The 14,526-nt window shown below is 65.9% G+C and carries 10 protein-coding genes; 8 read left to right on the top strand and 2 right to left on the bottom strand.

Annotation, left to right across the window (positions count from 1 at the left end):
* Positions 1-143 precede the first annotated feature (143 nt).
* The 6 genes from ACV7NO_RS11525 (at position 144) to ACV7NO_RS11550 (ending at position 9,822) form a co-directional block, all read left to right on the top strand.
* The gene (locus ACV7NO_RS11525; protein WP_463406132.1) at positions 144-1,250 is read left to right on the top strand and encodes a capsular polysaccharide export protein, LipB/KpsS family; all 1,107 of its coding nucleotides are present in this window, start codon (positions 144-146) and stop codon (positions 1,248-1,250) included.
* 227 nt (positions 1,251-1,477) lie between these two features.
* Positions 1,478-2,662 carry a capsule biosynthesis protein gene (locus ACV7NO_RS11530; protein ID WP_463406133.1) on the top strand — a complete coding sequence of 395 codons (1,185 nt, stop codon included), beginning with the start codon at positions 1,478-1,480 and terminating at the stop codon, positions 2,660-2,662.
* Positions 2,659-3,876 carry a glycosyltransferase family 4 protein gene (locus ACV7NO_RS11535; protein ID WP_463406134.1) on the top strand — a complete coding sequence of 406 codons (1,218 nt, stop codon included), beginning with the start codon at positions 2,659-2,661 and terminating at the stop codon, positions 3,874-3,876. The genes ACV7NO_RS11530 and ACV7NO_RS11535 overlap by 4 nt, the downstream gene beginning before the upstream one ends.
* 71 nt (positions 3,877-3,947) lie before the next feature.
* Positions 3,948-5,105 carry a lipopolysaccharide biosynthesis protein gene (locus ACV7NO_RS11540; RefSeq protein WP_463406135.1) on the top strand — a complete coding sequence of 386 codons (1,158 nt, stop codon included), beginning with the start codon at positions 3,948-3,950 and terminating at the stop codon, positions 5,103-5,105.
* Positions 5,106-5,120: 15 nt separating this feature from the next.
* Positions 5,121-7,646: a glycosyltransferase gene (locus tag ACV7NO_RS11545; protein WP_463406136.1), complete on the top strand. Its 2,526-nt coding sequence runs from the start codon at positions 5,121-5,123 to the stop codon at positions 7,644-7,646.
* A 13-nt stretch (positions 7,647-7,659) separates the two neighbouring features.
* Complete coding sequence (locus tag ACV7NO_RS11550; RefSeq protein ID WP_463406137.1) at positions 7,660-9,822, top strand: HAD-IIIC family phosphatase; 2,163 nt, start codon at positions 7,660-7,662, stop codon at positions 9,820-9,822.
* A gap of 45 nt (positions 9,823-9,867) precedes the next feature.
* On the opposite strand, the gene ACV7NO_RS11555 is transcribed toward ACV7NO_RS11550, so the two are convergent.
* Both ACV7NO_RS11555 and ACV7NO_RS11560 read right to left on the bottom strand, forming a co-directional pair.
* Positions 9,868-11,133 carry a hypothetical protein gene (locus ACV7NO_RS11555; RefSeq protein ID WP_463406138.1) on the bottom strand — a complete coding sequence of 422 codons (1,266 nt, stop codon included), beginning with the start codon at positions 11,131-11,133 and terminating at the stop codon, positions 9,868-9,870.
* Positions 11,126-11,800, bottom strand: a complete 675-nt coding sequence (locus ACV7NO_RS11560; protein WP_463406139.1) for an ABC transporter ATP-binding protein — start codon at positions 11,798-11,800, stop codon at positions 11,126-11,128. The genes ACV7NO_RS11555 and ACV7NO_RS11560 overlap by 8 nt, the downstream gene beginning before the upstream one ends.
* Before the next feature lie 25 nt (positions 11,801-11,825).
* Between ACV7NO_RS11560 and ACV7NO_RS11565 the strand changes: the two genes are divergently transcribed.
* Positions 11,826-13,175 carry a glycosyltransferase family 4 protein gene (locus tag ACV7NO_RS11565; RefSeq protein WP_463406140.1) on the top strand — a complete coding sequence of 450 codons (1,350 nt, stop codon included), beginning with the start codon at positions 11,826-11,828 and terminating at the stop codon, positions 13,173-13,175.
* Positions 13,172-14,518 (top strand): glycosyltransferase family 4 protein, encoded by a 1,347-nt coding sequence (locus ACV7NO_RS11570; protein WP_463406141.1) that lies wholly within the window; start codon positions 13,172-13,174, stop codon positions 14,516-14,518. The genes ACV7NO_RS11565 and ACV7NO_RS11570 overlap by 4 nt, the downstream gene beginning before the upstream one ends.
* Positions 14,519-14,526 lie beyond the last annotated feature (8 nt).

A 14,526-nucleotide genomic window follows, 5' to 3' on the forward strand; every position in this document is an offset into this window, starting at 1 on the left:
GTTCACGATCTTGGCCGCAACGACAGCATTGACTTGAAATTCTGCGATCGGGATAGTCGCTCCGTCGCGACAGGGGAAGGACCCGAGCCAGATAGAACGGCCAGCGCGCCTCGACAATTTGCTTTCGGACGCGGGCCCTTATGATGATCGACAACACCTCTTCCGATCGTCAGGGCGGCGATATCGGCCTCGCCGCCGTCGCCGGCATTGCCGGATGGAAACGAACCGCGATCAGGAATTTCGTACGCGAAGGGCTGGGCATGAACGACGTGCCGGTCGAATCGGGCTGGCGCAGACCCCTCGCGGTCGCGAAGCGCAGCGGCGGGGCGGTTGCGGTCTGGCCGTCCCGCGTCCCCGCCGACTTCGAGTCCATTGCAGTGGGCGAAGGGGTCGAAGTCTGGCGCATCGAGGATGGCTTCATCCGATCGGTAGGTTTGGGTAGCGACTGCACGCCGCCGTCCTCGATCGTCATCGACAAACAGGGCATGTATTATGATGCGACCCGTCCCAGCGATCTTGAAACACTGATCGAGAATGGCGGTTTTGCACCCTCCCTCTTGGAACGCGCGGAACGGCTGTGCGTGAGACTCGTTCGCGATGGTATCAGCAAGTACGCGGTCGGCGGGCAGACCGCTGTTTTCTCCGACGATGGCCGACGCAGGGTTCTTGTTGTCGGCCAGGTCGAGGACGATCTCTCGGTGCTGAAATCGGGGCAAGGGGTCGAGGGCAACCTGGATCTGCTGCGGCGCGCGCGCGCCGCAGAACCAGATGCCATGCTGATCTTTCGACCGCATCCGGACGTCGATCAGGGGCACCGTTGCGGCCGCATCGCCGATGACGTGGCCCGCCGATATGCCGACAGGGTCGTGCGCGACGGAACGATGGCGGGTTTGATAGACACTGTCCACGCGGTTCATGTGCTCACGTCGCTTGCCGGTTTCGAAGCCCTGATGCGGGGCAAGTCGGTGACGACGCACGGCCTTCCCTTCTACGCCGGGTGGAGCCTCACCCGCGATTTGGCAGGGCCGGTCGCGCGACGGACGCGCCACGCCACGCTTGCCGAACTGGTCGCCGCGACGTTAATCCTGTATCCACTTTACCTCGATCCGATAACGGGATCAGCTTGCAGTCCGGAAACCTTGATCGATCGATTCACATCACCCGATTATCGCCCACCCTTGACCAACGTCATGCGGTTCCGGCGCTGGCAGGGGGCGGTCAATCGTTACATTCGCCAGCTAACCAGTTGATCGACGAGCCGTTGTGTTTAGCCACGAGTGCAGAATAATCGTGCTGAACCATATCTTCCGGCAATTTGTAACCCTTGCCTGCCGCGCGCCGCCGACGCATGCAGGTGCGACCGAGCCGATCGAACTGGCACGGTTGAGGGACGAGGCGATGGGCGCGTGACGGTCTGAGTATGGTGACATCACAAGTCTTTGCGTTCCTGCAGGGTCCTCATGGGGCGTTCTTTCGGATGCTGGGCGAGCGCCTGTGGAAGCTCGGTCACGACATCCAGCGCATCAACCTGAACGGCGGCGACCGGCATGACTGGGGCACTGCTGCGACCGACTATCACGGCTCGCTGGTCGACTGGCCCGAGTTCTTCGGGCGATTCGTCCATCGGCACGGCATCACGGATGTGGTCCTCTACGGAGATTGCCGCCCGCATCACCGGTCGGCGCATATCGTGGCGTCGATGCGGGGGGTGCGGGTGTGGGTTTTCGAGGAGGGGTATATACGGCCGGATTTCATGACTCTCGAACAGGGGGGCGTGAACGGCCACTCCGCGCTGTCGTCCGATCCCGCGTGGTATCTGGCGCAGGTGCGGCGCCTGTCGCCACCGGCGACGCTCCCGCAGGTGCCGAGCGATTTCGCCAGCCGTGTCCGGACCACGATCGTCTATTACCTCCAGTCCCAGATCCATCAGTGGCGCTTCCCCGGCTACCGGACGCATCGCACCGAGCCGGCCTATGCGGAGGCCTGGGCGTATCTGTGGCGCTATCTGGAGCGCGGACGGCGACAGCGGCGGATCGCGGACCAGCTCGATCATTTCGAGGCGGTGGGCCGCGGACGGCACTTCGTGCTGCCGCTTCAGCTGAACTCCGATTATCAGCTACGCGTCCATTCGCACTATCCGGGCATGTCCTCCGCGACATTCTCGACGATCGAGAGCTTCGCGCGCGCTGCGCCGCCCGACAGCGTACTGGTGGTGAAACAGCATCCCCTCGACACCGGCGTGATCGACTGGCGGCGGATCGTGCGCGGCCAGGCGGATGCGCACGGCGTCGGCGATCGCGTGCTCTACCTGGAGGGCGGTGACATCGCCGCCATCATCGACGGCGCACTGGGGGTGGTCACTATCAACAGCACGGTCGGGACGCTTTCGCTGGACGCCGGCATCCCGACTTACGTGCTGGGCAAGGCGGTCTACGGCATTACCGGCATCGTCCACACCGGATCGCTCGACGGGTTCTGGCGCGCGCCCGCCGCGCCGGACCCGGCGCTGTGGGATGCGTTCAAGCTGGTCCTGCGTGATCGCTGCCTGGTGCATGGCGGGCTGAGCAGCGCGGCCGGGCTCGACCTTCTGATCACCGGATCCGCCGCGCGGCTGACCGCGGCGACGCGCAACGTGATCGAGCTGTCGGCGGCCGCCGAGTGAGCGAAGCCCGCGACGACGATCCCGAAATCGTCCTCAGCCTGTCGCGACTGCTGTCGCGCGTGCTGGTCAACCAGCCGAGTGGCGTCGACCGCGTCGAACTGGCGTATGCGCGTGAGCTGATGCGGCAGCTTCCGGGCAAACTGCGATTTTCCGCGTGGAACCCGATGTTTAAGCGCTATGGCCGGCTCTCGACGCGGTGGGCAATCCGCTACGTTAATCGGCTCGAGGCGCGCTGGGCGCGCGGAACGCGACGCAGCAGGACGCGCCGCAACATCGACGCGTTCTGGTGGATGGTGATGCTGTTCCCGCTGCCGGTGCCACGCAAGGCGCGCGGGCAACGCCGCACGCTGCTGCAACCCTCGCCGGATCAACTCGATCGACCCGCGCTGATGGCGCGCATCGTGGCGCGCGAAGGCGGCGCGTTCGTGGCGATGGTGCATGATCTGATCCCGATCGAATATCCCGAATATGCCCGACCCGGCGGCGAGGCGTTGCACCGCGTTCGCATCTCGACCCTGGCCCGGCTCGCCGACGGGCTGGTCACGAACTCTCACGCCACCGCCGTGGCGCTGGCACCGCTGATGGCGGGCGCGCACGGTCCGCTAATCCAGGTTGCTCCGCTGGGCACGCACCGCGCGGAGGCCAGCGCGTCACCGCCGGCCATCCCCGACGAGCCGTATTTCATATGCCTCGGCACCATCGAGCCGCGAAAAAATCACCTTCTGCTCCTGAACGTCTGGCGTCACTTGGCGACCCAAGGCGGGCGGGCACCGCAACTGCTGGTGATTGGCAAGCGCGGCTGGGAGAACGAGAACATCGTCGACATGCTGGAGCGCTGTCCCGCGGTCGTGGAGCGGGTGGACGAACTGAACGACATGGCCGACGCGGATGTGGCCGTCCTACTGCGCTCGGCACGCGCGCTGCTGATGCCGTCGTTCGCCGAAGGCTTCGGCATGCCGGTGGCGGAGGCGCTGGCGATGGGAACCCCCGTCATCTGCAGCGACCTGCCCGCGTTGCGTGAGGCGGGTGGCGATGCCGCGGAATATCTCGATCCGCTCGACGGACCGGCGTGGCGTTCCGCCATCCTCGACTATGCCGCCCCGGGCTCGCCGCGGCGAGCACAGGCGCGTGCGCGCATCGCTGCGTGGCAGGCGCCGGACTGGGTTGGACATATCCACCTCGTCCGCAACCTTGTGCGTACCGTGGGACGCTAATATAAGCGTCGCCTCATGGTCTTGCGGCCTAGCGTCGAACGATCGATTACCAAGCTCAGGAGTTCGGGATGATGCACGGGACCATCACGTCTCCGCGGCAGGAAAATACCGAGGTCGTCGCAACCTCCCGGAGGCTGCGCGACCTCGCGGTACGCTGGCGCGGTGTCGTCGTCGTCGTGATCCTGCCGACGCTTTTCGTAGCCGCCTATTATCTCCTGTTCGCGTCGAACCAGTATATCTCGGAGGCGCATTTCCTCGTCCGCTCGAACGCACAGGCGGCCGTCGCGCCGACCGGGCTTGGCGCGGTGTTGAGCCAGGCGGTGGGCGGCACCACGACCGCGACCGAAACGCGCAGCGTGTCCGACTATCTCGATTCGCACGATGCGGTGGCGACGCTGCGGCGCGACGTCGGGATGGTCGACATCTTCCGCCGGCCCGAGGCGGATGTGCTGAGCAAGCTGAACTACGACAATCCCACCCCCGAAGCGCTGCTGAAATACTACCGCAAGCAGGTGAAGATCGCGATCCCGGGGGAGGATGGCATCGTCACGATGACGGTGCGGACGTTCCGGCCGGACGATTCGCTGACCGTCGCGCGCGCACTCCTCGATCTGGGTGAGAAGCGCGTGAACCAGCTCAATCGCCGCGCCTATGAGGATTCGCTCCGGGAATCGCGTCGCCTGCTCGCCGACAGCGAATCCCAGCTGGCCCAGGCAGAACGCCAGGTGACCGCGTTCCGGCAGGGCCGTCGCGACATCGATCCGCAGGGCACCGGCGAAGCGCAGACCACGCTGGTGACCACGTTGCGCGGGCAGCTGGCGCAGGCGCGCGCGCAGCTTTCCAGCATGAACATCTCGCAGACAGCGCCGCAGGTGGTCGCGCTGCGCAACCGCGTCACCTCGCTCGAGACGCAGGTCGCGCGCGAGGATGCCCGGTTGACCTCGGGCACGTCGTCGATCGCCTCCGGCTTGGGTGAATATCAGGGGCTGCTGCTGCGTCAGAAGTTTGCCGCGACCCGCTACGAGACGGCAGCCGCCGCGCTCGAGAAATCGCGCGAGGAGGCACGGCGCCAGCAACTGTTCATCGTTCGCGTCGTCGAGCCCAACCTGCCGGTCAAGTCGCTCTATCCCAAGCCGTTCAAGACGATCCTGACCGTGTTCGGTGCGCTTCTGGTGCTGTACACGCTTGGCTGGCTGATCGCGGCGGGCATGCGCGAGCACGCGAACTAAAGGCATCTTGGTCACATGGCATTGTCGCTTGCCGGTTGGGGCCGGAAACTCGGGCTCATCGCATACAAGTCCAACGGGATCCGCGTCGGCGCCGTGGCGCACGCGCTGATCGCGGCCGGCAATGCGGCGCGCGACGACCGGGACTGGCCACGGGCGGTCGATCGCTTTTCCAGGGCGCTCGAACTGGAGCCCGATCTTCGTCACGTCTGGATCCAGTACGGCCACGCCCAGAAGGAGATGGGCAACGCCGCGGGCGCCGCGGCGGCCTATGCCCGCGCCGAGGCGCTGGGCGACGCGGATGGCGACGCGGCCTTCAATCTGGGCCGGCTGTCGCGGATGAACGGTGACCGGCGCGCCGCGCGCCGCCATCTGCTGCGGGCAGTACAGAGCAATCCGCGCCATGCCGACGCGTTCGGCGAGTTCCGCGCGATGATCGACCGCAAGGCGGGCATCGACGAGGAGACGATGCGGATGGTGATAGGCGCGGCGCGGGTGCCGGCCCCTCCCCCACCGCCGCCGATCGGCGCGTCCATCGACCGCCTTCTTGCCGGGGCCGAGGCGCTGTCACCCGAGGAGCGCGGAAAGCTGGAGGCGGCACGCGCGCTGCTGGAGACGCTGGAACAGGGGAATGACGTGACGTCGCAGGAAACGAGCCTCCATGGTCGCGACGGACGCGTACCGGAGGGTGTCGCGATCGTCTTCGACGCGTCCGATCTGATCTCCTATTTTCGCAATGCTCGGCTGCCGACCGGGATCCAGCGCGTTCAGATCGAGACGATCGGCAACGCGCTGATGCGGGGCAGCCGCCCGCCGGTCCAGATCTGCTGCTTCACCGAGGGCGACGACGACTGGGTCGAGATCCCGGCCGAGAACTTCCTCGAACTGCGCGCCTTGTCCGTCGTCAGCGGGGACCGCACCGCGCCGGACTGGCTGGCCGCCTTGAACCGGCTCTACCTTCATCTCAGCGTCTCGCCGCCGTTCGAGTTTCCCGAGGGCGCGTGCCTCGTGAACCTGGGCACTTCGTGGTGGCTCCAGAATTATTTCCTGTACGTCCGCGAGGCGAAGCGGACCAGGAAGATCCGCTACGTGCCGTTCGTGCACGACCTGATCCCGGTGATGACGCCGCAGCACTGTGTGAAGGAACTGACGCAGGATTTCATCACATGGGCGCTAGGCGTGTTCCAGCATGCCGATTTCTTCCTGGCGAACTCGGCGTCGACCAAGCGGGATCTCATCAAGGTCGCCGATATGCTCGGCCATACGGTCGCACCGGACGACGTCGCGGTGATCCCCCTCGACGCCGATTTCCGACGAACCGCGGAAACGCCGCTGGCGCCGGACTATCTGTCGCGCTGGTATCTGAAGCCCGGCGAGTTCGTCCTGTTCGTCTCGACCATCGAATCGCGCAAGAACCATGCGCTGGCCTTCGACGCCTGGGCGAACCTGACGCGCACCCATGGTGCCGACACGGTGCCCAAGCTGGTATGTGTCGGGAACCGCGGCTGGCTGAACGATCAGGTCTATCAGCGGCTGGAGGACAGTACCCTGCTGCGCCAGCGCGTCGTGATGCTGTCCCAGCTGTCGGACGAGGAACTGGCACTGCTGTACCGCGAGTGCCTCTTCACGCTCTATCCCAGCACGTATGAAGGCTGGGGACTGCCGGTCACCGAGTCGCTGTGCTACGGCAAGGTTCCGCTGCTGGCAGACTCGTCGTCGCTGCCCGAGGCGGGCGGCCGCTTTGCGGAGTATTTTCGCAACGACGACCTTGCCTCGCTGGAGGCGGGACTGCGCAAGCTGATCCTCGATTCGACGCACCGCGAAGCGCGCGAACGGGACATCGCCGAGGGGTTCGAGCCACGCCGGTGGATCGACATCGCCGACCAGATCGAGAGCTCGATCGTGGCGTTCGGCAAACGTGCAGCCCCGGTCGACACGACCGCACCGGCGGTGGTTCCCGGCGCGTATCATCCGATCCAGCGCAACTTCGAACGACGGATCTGGCGTGGCATGGCCGCAGGCGAAATCTATCGCGGCGACACCGGATGGTGGTGGCCCGATGCGTGGGGATGCTGGACGAAGCCGCGAGGCGGCACGCTTCGCTTCTCGATACCGGGCGACGGATACCGCTTCCGCGCGTATCTCAAGCTGGTCGCGCCCGACGACGGGGTCACCCAGTTCGAGCTGTATGTCGAGCAGGGCGAGGCCTTGCGCACCGGAACGCTCGCAGCCGGCGCCGCGCGCTGGATCGCGCTGGATCTGGTGCGTCCGCGCGGGGCGCCGGCGGAGTTCGCGATCCGCATCAAGGGCAGCCACGCGCTCGCCCTGTCCGACCGGACCGACGGGCTTGACCAGCGCGAGATCGCATTGGGCGTCGCCGGGTTCTTCGCATGCGCGGCGGATGACTACATGTACCGCGCCGAGATCGCGGAGGCGATTGCGTTGAACGATGAGATGGCGACCGCGTTCAACCGCGAAGGCGCTGGACCGGTCGATATCGGACCAGTCGCTGCCATGCCGCCTGCCGCGTCCCCGGCGCGCTAGAATCGAGACCTCAATGCTGACCCGTGACCAGGTTACCCTGTCCTACGAACTCGTGCTCAGCCGCCCGCCCGAAAGCGAGGTCGTGATCGAGGGGCATATGGAGGCCAGTTCGGTCCGCGATCTCGTCGCCGCGATGATGGCATCCGACGAGTATCTGCGGGTGCGAGTTCCCGAGCGCGCCGAAAACGACCGGATCGGGCCCAGCGATCGGGAAGTCGAACTGGCCGCGGTGCTGCTAACCGGCGAACTACCGTCCGAGGAGCTTCGCGAAACAGCCGCGCGCGCGTTGTCGCATCGGTCGTGGCTTATGCGAATGCTCGAGAACCGGACCGGGGTGGCGAGCGTCCAGTCGGTGTTGCCGCGCACGAACGATCGTCGTCGACGCCGGCTGGGAACCCTCGAACGCCACCGCGAGAGCGAGTATCTCGCCCCACGCGACCTTGGCGTGTCGGACCTCGATCCCACGCACGTCATCCTGATCGGCGGTTGCGTGTTCGACAAGTGGGGCGAGGTGTTGAGTACGCGGCACACCGGCGTCGCGGTGGACCGTGTCCTGATCAATAATACCGCGACATTGCCGCGCGCCGAGCCCGGCTATCTAGAGAGTTGCGATTTCCAGCTGATCCAAGTGCCGCTTCGGTCGATCCTGCCCGAAGGCGACTATATGCGCCTAGCCTATGATGATGTGGTCGCGCATCAGGCGCTGTTCGACACATGCGTCGGGCGGTTGTCGCTGTTCCTCGACGAGGCCAGCGCGTGGAGCGGCGAGGTCATCACCTTCGTGATGAATTATCAGCGCCCGCAGGCATCGATGATCGGTCGGTTCGCGCCGCGATACGATCTGCACAACCCGGTCTATTTCATCGAAGAGCTGAACCGTGCCCTCGATGACATGATCCGCGCCCGCGCGAACTGCCACCTGCTCGATCTCGATCATATCGCCGGGACGTTCGGACGCCGGCTGGTTCAGGATGATGCCGTATGGCTATTCAACCATGGCGGGACGATCAGCGATTTCGATGCGGATCTCGATCGCGAGCGGATGGAGCCCGTGCCGGCGCTGTCTGAACACCATCACTATGATATCGCAGGGTTCATAGACATGGTCTGGGGCGAGGCTGCGGCGATGTGGCGAACGCTTCGCGGGGTCGATGCGGTCAAGATGGTCTGCGTCGATCTCGACGATACCTTGTGGCGCGGAATCGCGGCGGAACGCACCGAGTTCGATGGCAGCCTTGTCGAGGGCTGGCCGCTGGGGATGGTCGAGGCGCTTTCGTACCTGAAGAAGCGCGGGATCATCCTGACGATCGTCAGCAAGAACGATCCCGACCGCATCGCACACCTCTGGGGAATGCAGATCGGCTCGCGCTTCAGTCTCAACGATTTCGCGCTGCGAAAGGTTGGCTGGACGCCCAAGGCGGACACGATCCGCGAGGCGATCGCCGAGGCGAACATCCTTCCCGAATCCGTCCTGTTCGTGGACGACAATCCGATCGAGCGTGCCTCGGTCGAAGCGGCGATCTCCGGTATCCGTACCCTTGGCCCCTCCCATTATTACTGGCGTCGGATCCTGCTTTGGAGTTCGGAGACGCAAGTTCCGACGATCACCGCCGAATCGGCGAACCGCAATGCGATGATCGGCGCGCAGGTCGCCCGCGACACCGCCAGGACCACCCTGTCCCGCGCCGTGTTCCTCGGCTCGCTGGGGCTGAAGGTTGCGACGCATGCGATCCGCTCGACCGACGATCCGCGGTTCGCGCGCGCGTTCGAACTGGTCAACAAGACGAACCAGTTCAACACGACTGGCCGGCGATGGTCGCTGGCCGAGGCGACCGGATATCTGGCAGACAGCGGGATCTGGTTCGCTGTCGAGGCAAAGGATTCGTTTGTCGGCTACGGGCTGATTGCCGTCGTGCTGGTAGCCGACACGGTGATCGACCAGTTCGTGATGAGCTGTCGCGTGGTCGGGCTGGAAGTGGAGATCGCCGCGCTGGCGATGATCGGCGACATGCTCGGCGACACCGCCGACGCGATCTGGCGCGCGGCCGCTGCCGAAACCGCAGCGAACCGCCTGTCACGCGACCTGTTCGAGCGGATCGGCTGGACGAAGGACGGCGACGACTGGCACGGAAGCGGCTGGCCGGCCATGCCGGGGCACATCAACGCGCAGGCGTGACGGGAACCGCTGCCGCGGATACCGCGGCAGCGGTTGACGAGATCGTCAGCGAAACTCGAAGATGCCGCCGACGACCCAGAAGATGATCACGATCACCAGCGACACGCCGATCCCCGTCGCGATCGTACGCAGGCCGAATTCGCGACCGGAGGCGTCGGCCTTGAGCTGATCGAGCTGCGCCAGCGCGGTTCGTACGTTGCCGGTCGGCTGCGTCGCCCCCTGATTAAGCGCGATGATGGCGCGGAGCGCGCGGGTTTCGCTCTGCGCGAATTCGACGACCGACGGATCGTAGCGTGCCGCGGTCGCATAGGACTCCACCGCCCCCGCCAAGTCCCCGACCATCTCCTGCAGATAGGCTTGGAACGCCATCCAGTGCGCGTGCGGCGGCATCTGCCGGATCGCCTCCTCGATATAGGGAAGCGCCGCCGCTGGGCGGCGGGCGTCGGCGAGATACCGGCCGTAGGACAACAACGTGTCGATCCCCCGGCGTCGCTCGAGGCTCATCTCGAAGAGGCGTTCCGCGACCTCGGTATGGCCGTGCCGCACGCAGGCCAGCGCCATCGCCTTCAGATAGATCGCGGAGCGCCGACGCACGCCCTTGATCGTCAGATGGCTCGGATACCCCTGCCCGCTCAGTGCATCGAGAACATAGTCGGCGAGCAGCCCGACCTCGACCAGCATCGTCGTCACCGGGGAATCGGCATAGGGGATCGCGTTGAGCGCTATATCCGGCCGCGCCTCGACGAACAGCGCGACATGGCGCTTGTCGAGGGTGTGCGGATCATGGGCGATCCCGAGCGCGGCATCACTTTCGGCCAACGCCTGATCCATCGGACGGTGATGCCAGTCGTGGCGTGCCGGCAGCGCCCAGCGATCCTCCCAAGGCACGGTGTCCGCCGTCATCGCAAACACCGGAGAGAAGGCCAGCACGCGCGTCGCCCCGATCGCGGCCGCGAAGTACAAGGCGGCATAGCCCCCGATATCGGAGCCGACCGAAAAGCGTTCGCGATAATCCGCCAGCGCGCCGATCCGGGCTGCCATCGCTACTTCGCTGAGATCCTGATACCAGCGGTTCTCGCGCGGCCGCACCGCCAGGACGTCGAACCCGGCGTCCAAGAGCGCGGCCTGCGCGGTCAGCGGTTCCCGCAGATCGAAAGCGCCGGCGGATGCGAAGATCACCACCAGCCGGTCCGCAGGAACATCGCCAGCGAAGAGTTCGAACGCGGTGCCGCCCTCGTCCTCGAGAAAGCGTCCCGCGATCGCGGCGCTGCGCACCGACGGCGCGGCGTCTGGAAGCATCGTGTCAGCCATTGCGGGTCGCCATCGATCGTTGATTGTCCTCGTGCACTGAAATCGCTTCCTCAATGGTGTCGTAGAAGGTCAGTTGCCCGGAGTTGAGCACCGCACCGCGCTTGCAATAGGCCTCGAGCGTGCCGGTTGCGTGACTGACCATAATGAGGGTCGCGTTCGCGCGACGATGCTGCAACGCTTCCTCCGCGCGCGCTTGGAACCTGACATCGCCCGCGCTCGTGATCTCGTCGATCAGATAGCAATCGAAATCGATCGCGAGCGAAACCGCGAACGCCAAGCGCGCGTGCATGCCGGCGGAATAGGTGTGGACTGGCTGGGTCAGGAACGGTCCGAGCTCTGCGAAGCGCTCGACGAAATCGAGCAGTTCCTGCTCGTCACGGTCGTAGATCCGCGCGATGAAGCGTGCATTGTCCGATCCGGTCAGGCTCGCCTGGAACGCACTGGCATAGCCGAGCGGCCACGACACCGACATCGACCGCCGGATCTTGCCGACGGTCGGTTGCTCGACCCCGGAGATCAGCCGCATCAGGGTCGATTTGCCGGCCCCGTTCGCGCCGCATATGCCCAGGCTCTCGCCCGGCATGATCTGGAAGTTGAGGTCCCGCAGCACCAGCTTGCGGAAGGCGCGGACCTTGTATTCCTTCCAGACCCCTTCGAATTCGATCATCCGGGTCTTACCATATCCATTGCCGATGTTCCTGGAGTGGCGCATTGGCCCGGTCCGAACAACGCGGTATCGTATCCGCCAGCGTATGAACAGCCGTGGTGTAAAGGTGCAAGACATGTCTGGAGCGGGGGGTCCAACCACCGGGCCGGACGAGGACGGAAGCGGCGACGGCGATCCGCAACCGGCGCCGCCCGAGCTGCCGCCGTTCGCGCTCGCAGCTAGGGCGGACGATCCGATGCGGGTGTGTATCGATGCGCGCATGCTCGGTGCGGACGGGACGGGCGTCGCGCGCTATGCACGAACCCTGGTCCAGGCTTTGGAGGAAGCGGGGGTCCGGCCGCTCCTGCTCCACGCCGATCTCGACGGGACCAGCCGGATCAAGCGCTGGTTCGCCTCGACGCGTATACGCGAGCGCATCGCGCAGACGCGCGAGGGCTGCGTGCTGACCTCGGCAGACCGGTCGATCGCCGCGCGTGACGTGTTCCGGGAAGCACAGATCCATTTCAACCTCTACGGTCGATTGCTGCCGGTCCGGTGTGACGGACCGCCCGGCGTGATGCACTGGACCTACCCCGTCCCCGTCGTGATGGCGGGATGGCGCAACGTGTATACGGTCCATGACGTCATCCCGCTGGCCGACCGCTCGCTCTCGCCGATTCGCGGCACCCGCCATCGTCGCCTGCTTCACCGGATCGCCGCGCGCGCCGACCGCTTGCTGACGGTATCGGAAGCGGCGCGCACGGAGATCGTGGCGACATTGCGGTGCGATCCTGACTTCGTAGTAAACACGTCCCAGGCCGTATCGATACCGGGCGAGGAAGCCGAAGTGCCCGAAGTCGGCGACACGCGCGACTATTTCCTGTTCTGCGGATCCATCGAGCCACGCAAGAATCTCGCCCGGCTGGCCGAGGCCTATCGACAGAGCGGGGTCACGCGTCCGCTCGTCATCGTCGGCCCGGATGGCTGGCGGGCGGAGTCGGTTCGCCGGATGCTGGCGCACGACACGATCACCGTCCTTCCCTACCAGCCGCGAGAGCGATTGGCGGGGCTGATGAAGCATGCGCGCGCGCTGTTGTTTCCCAGCCTGTCCGAAGGCTTCGGACTGCCCGTCGCCGAGGCCATGACGCTGGGAACCCCGGTGATGACTTCGGCGGGCGGTGCGACCGCGGAGGTCGCGGGGGAAGCCGCCCTGCTGGTGGACCCGTACGACATCGACGCGATGGCAGCGTGCATCCGGCGACTGGATGAAGACGATGCGCTGTGCGATAGGTTGGGCACGGCCGGGCTTCGGCGATCGTTGGAGTTCCGCACCCTGCCCTACGCCCAGCGCCTGATCGCCCTGTATGCCGCAGTGCTTGGACGCACCCCGGAATGACCATGTCCTCATCGCTGCGGATCGGGGTCGACGGCTATAATCTGGCGCTCCCGGGCGGAACGGGGGTCGCGACCTACGCCCGCGGCGTCTGTGACGATATCGTGGGATCAGGCTGGGGGCTCGACCTCGTCTACGGGGTGGACGTGACCGAGAAGGTGCCCGCCGCCAATCGCGAGACGTTGTTCTACGGACGGCTGAGCGATCCGCCGATGCCACCGCGCACCACCATGAAGGCCAGGATGCGGCGGTTCCTGACGCTGCCGGGCGCGCGTGATCTTGTCGAGATCGAACGGCGGGGCCGGGTGATCGCGCCCGAACTCGCGGAGCGGGTGCCCGCGTCCGATCGCCTGTTCACCGCGCGGTCTCTGTTCACGATTTCGGCGACATATTTCCGTCGCTACGGCCGATTTCTGCCGGTCCGGATGCCTGCCCCCCCGGCGGTGATGCACTGGACCTATCCGGTGCCGGTCCGGCTGGAGGGCGCGGCCAACATCTACACCGTCCATGATCTGGTGCCGCTGCGGCTTCCCCATACCAGCTTGGAGGACAAGGCGTATCACGAACGCATGCTGCGTCGATGCCTGGTCGAAGGCGCGCTGCTCGCGACCGTGTCTGAGACGTCGCGGCGCGACCTGATCGACTGGATCGATGCACCGGCGGACCGTGTGGTCAACACCTATCAGCGGGTAGACGCGGGTGAGGCATCGGTGTGGGACGACGCCACGCTCGACCGGTGGCTGTCCCGCCTGTTCGACCTGCGACGGGACGGCTATCTGTTGTTCTTCGGCGCGATCGAACCCAAGAAGAATGTCGGCCGACTGATCGAGGCATATCTCCAGTCGGGTATCGAGACGCCGCTGGTGATCGTGGGCCGCGAGGGCTGGCACGCCGATTGCGAACTGGCACTGCTAGCGGGCGCGCACGGCACCCAGTTGAGCGGGACACGATCGATCCGGCGGATCGACTATCTGCCCCGAGCCATGCTGATGCGGCTGGTCGCGGGTGCGCGGACGGTGGTCTTTCCGTCGATCTACGAAGGGTTCGGGCTGCCGGCCGCGGAGGCGATGGCGCTGGGCGTGCCGGTGCTGACGTCGAACGCGGGCGCCAGCCCCGAGATCGCCGGCGACACCGCAATCACCGTCGACCCCTATGACGTCGCCGCGATCGCCGATGGCCTGGCGATGCTGGACAGCGACACAGATCTCAGGGCGCGGCTCGGACAGGCCGGACGGGTCGGGATGCGGCGCTTCTCGGCCGAGGCGCACCGGCGCGCACTGGCGGAAATTTACAAGCGTGCCGCGCCCGGCGCATTCCACTGGTCAAACCCCGCCACAGGCGTGTAGATGACGGC

Source organism: Sphingomonas sp. Ell38C01 (assembly GCF_055231975.1).

Excerpts from the sequence above, each read along its gene's own strand:
- ACV7NO_RS11565 (WP_463406140.1), top strand. The coding sequence starts at position 11,826 with ATGTTCCTGGAGTGGCGCATTGGCCCGGTCCGAACAACGCGGTATCGT.
- ACV7NO_RS11540 (WP_463406135.1), top strand. The coding sequence starts at position 3,948 with ATGCACGGGACCATCACGTCTCCGCGGCAGGAAAATACCGAGGTCGTC.
- ACV7NO_RS11555 (WP_463406138.1), bottom strand. The coding sequence starts at position 11,133 with ATGGCTGACACGATGCTTCCAGACGCCGCGCCGTCGGTGCGCAGCGCC.
- ACV7NO_RS11560 (WP_463406139.1), bottom strand. The coding sequence starts at position 11,800 with ATGATCGAATTCGAAGGGGTCTGGAAGGAATACAAGGTCCGCGCCTTC.
- ACV7NO_RS11530 (WP_463406133.1), top strand. The coding sequence starts at position 1,478 with ATGCTGGGCGAGCGCCTGTGGAAGCTCGGTCACGACATCCAGCGCATC.
- ACV7NO_RS11550 (WP_463406137.1), top strand. The coding sequence starts at position 7,660 with ATGCTGACCCGTGACCAGGTTACCCTGTCCTACGAACTCGTGCTCAGC.
- ACV7NO_RS11545 (WP_463406136.1), top strand. The coding sequence starts at position 5,121 with ATGGCATTGTCGCTTGCCGGTTGGGGCCGGAAACTCGGGCTCATCGCA.
- ACV7NO_RS11570 (WP_463406141.1), top strand. The coding sequence starts at position 13,172 with ATGACCATGTCCTCATCGCTGCGGATCGGGGTCGACGGCTATAATCTG.
- ACV7NO_RS11525 (WP_463406132.1), top strand. The coding sequence starts at position 144 with ATGATCGACAACACCTCTTCCGATCGTCAGGGCGGCGATATCGGCCTC.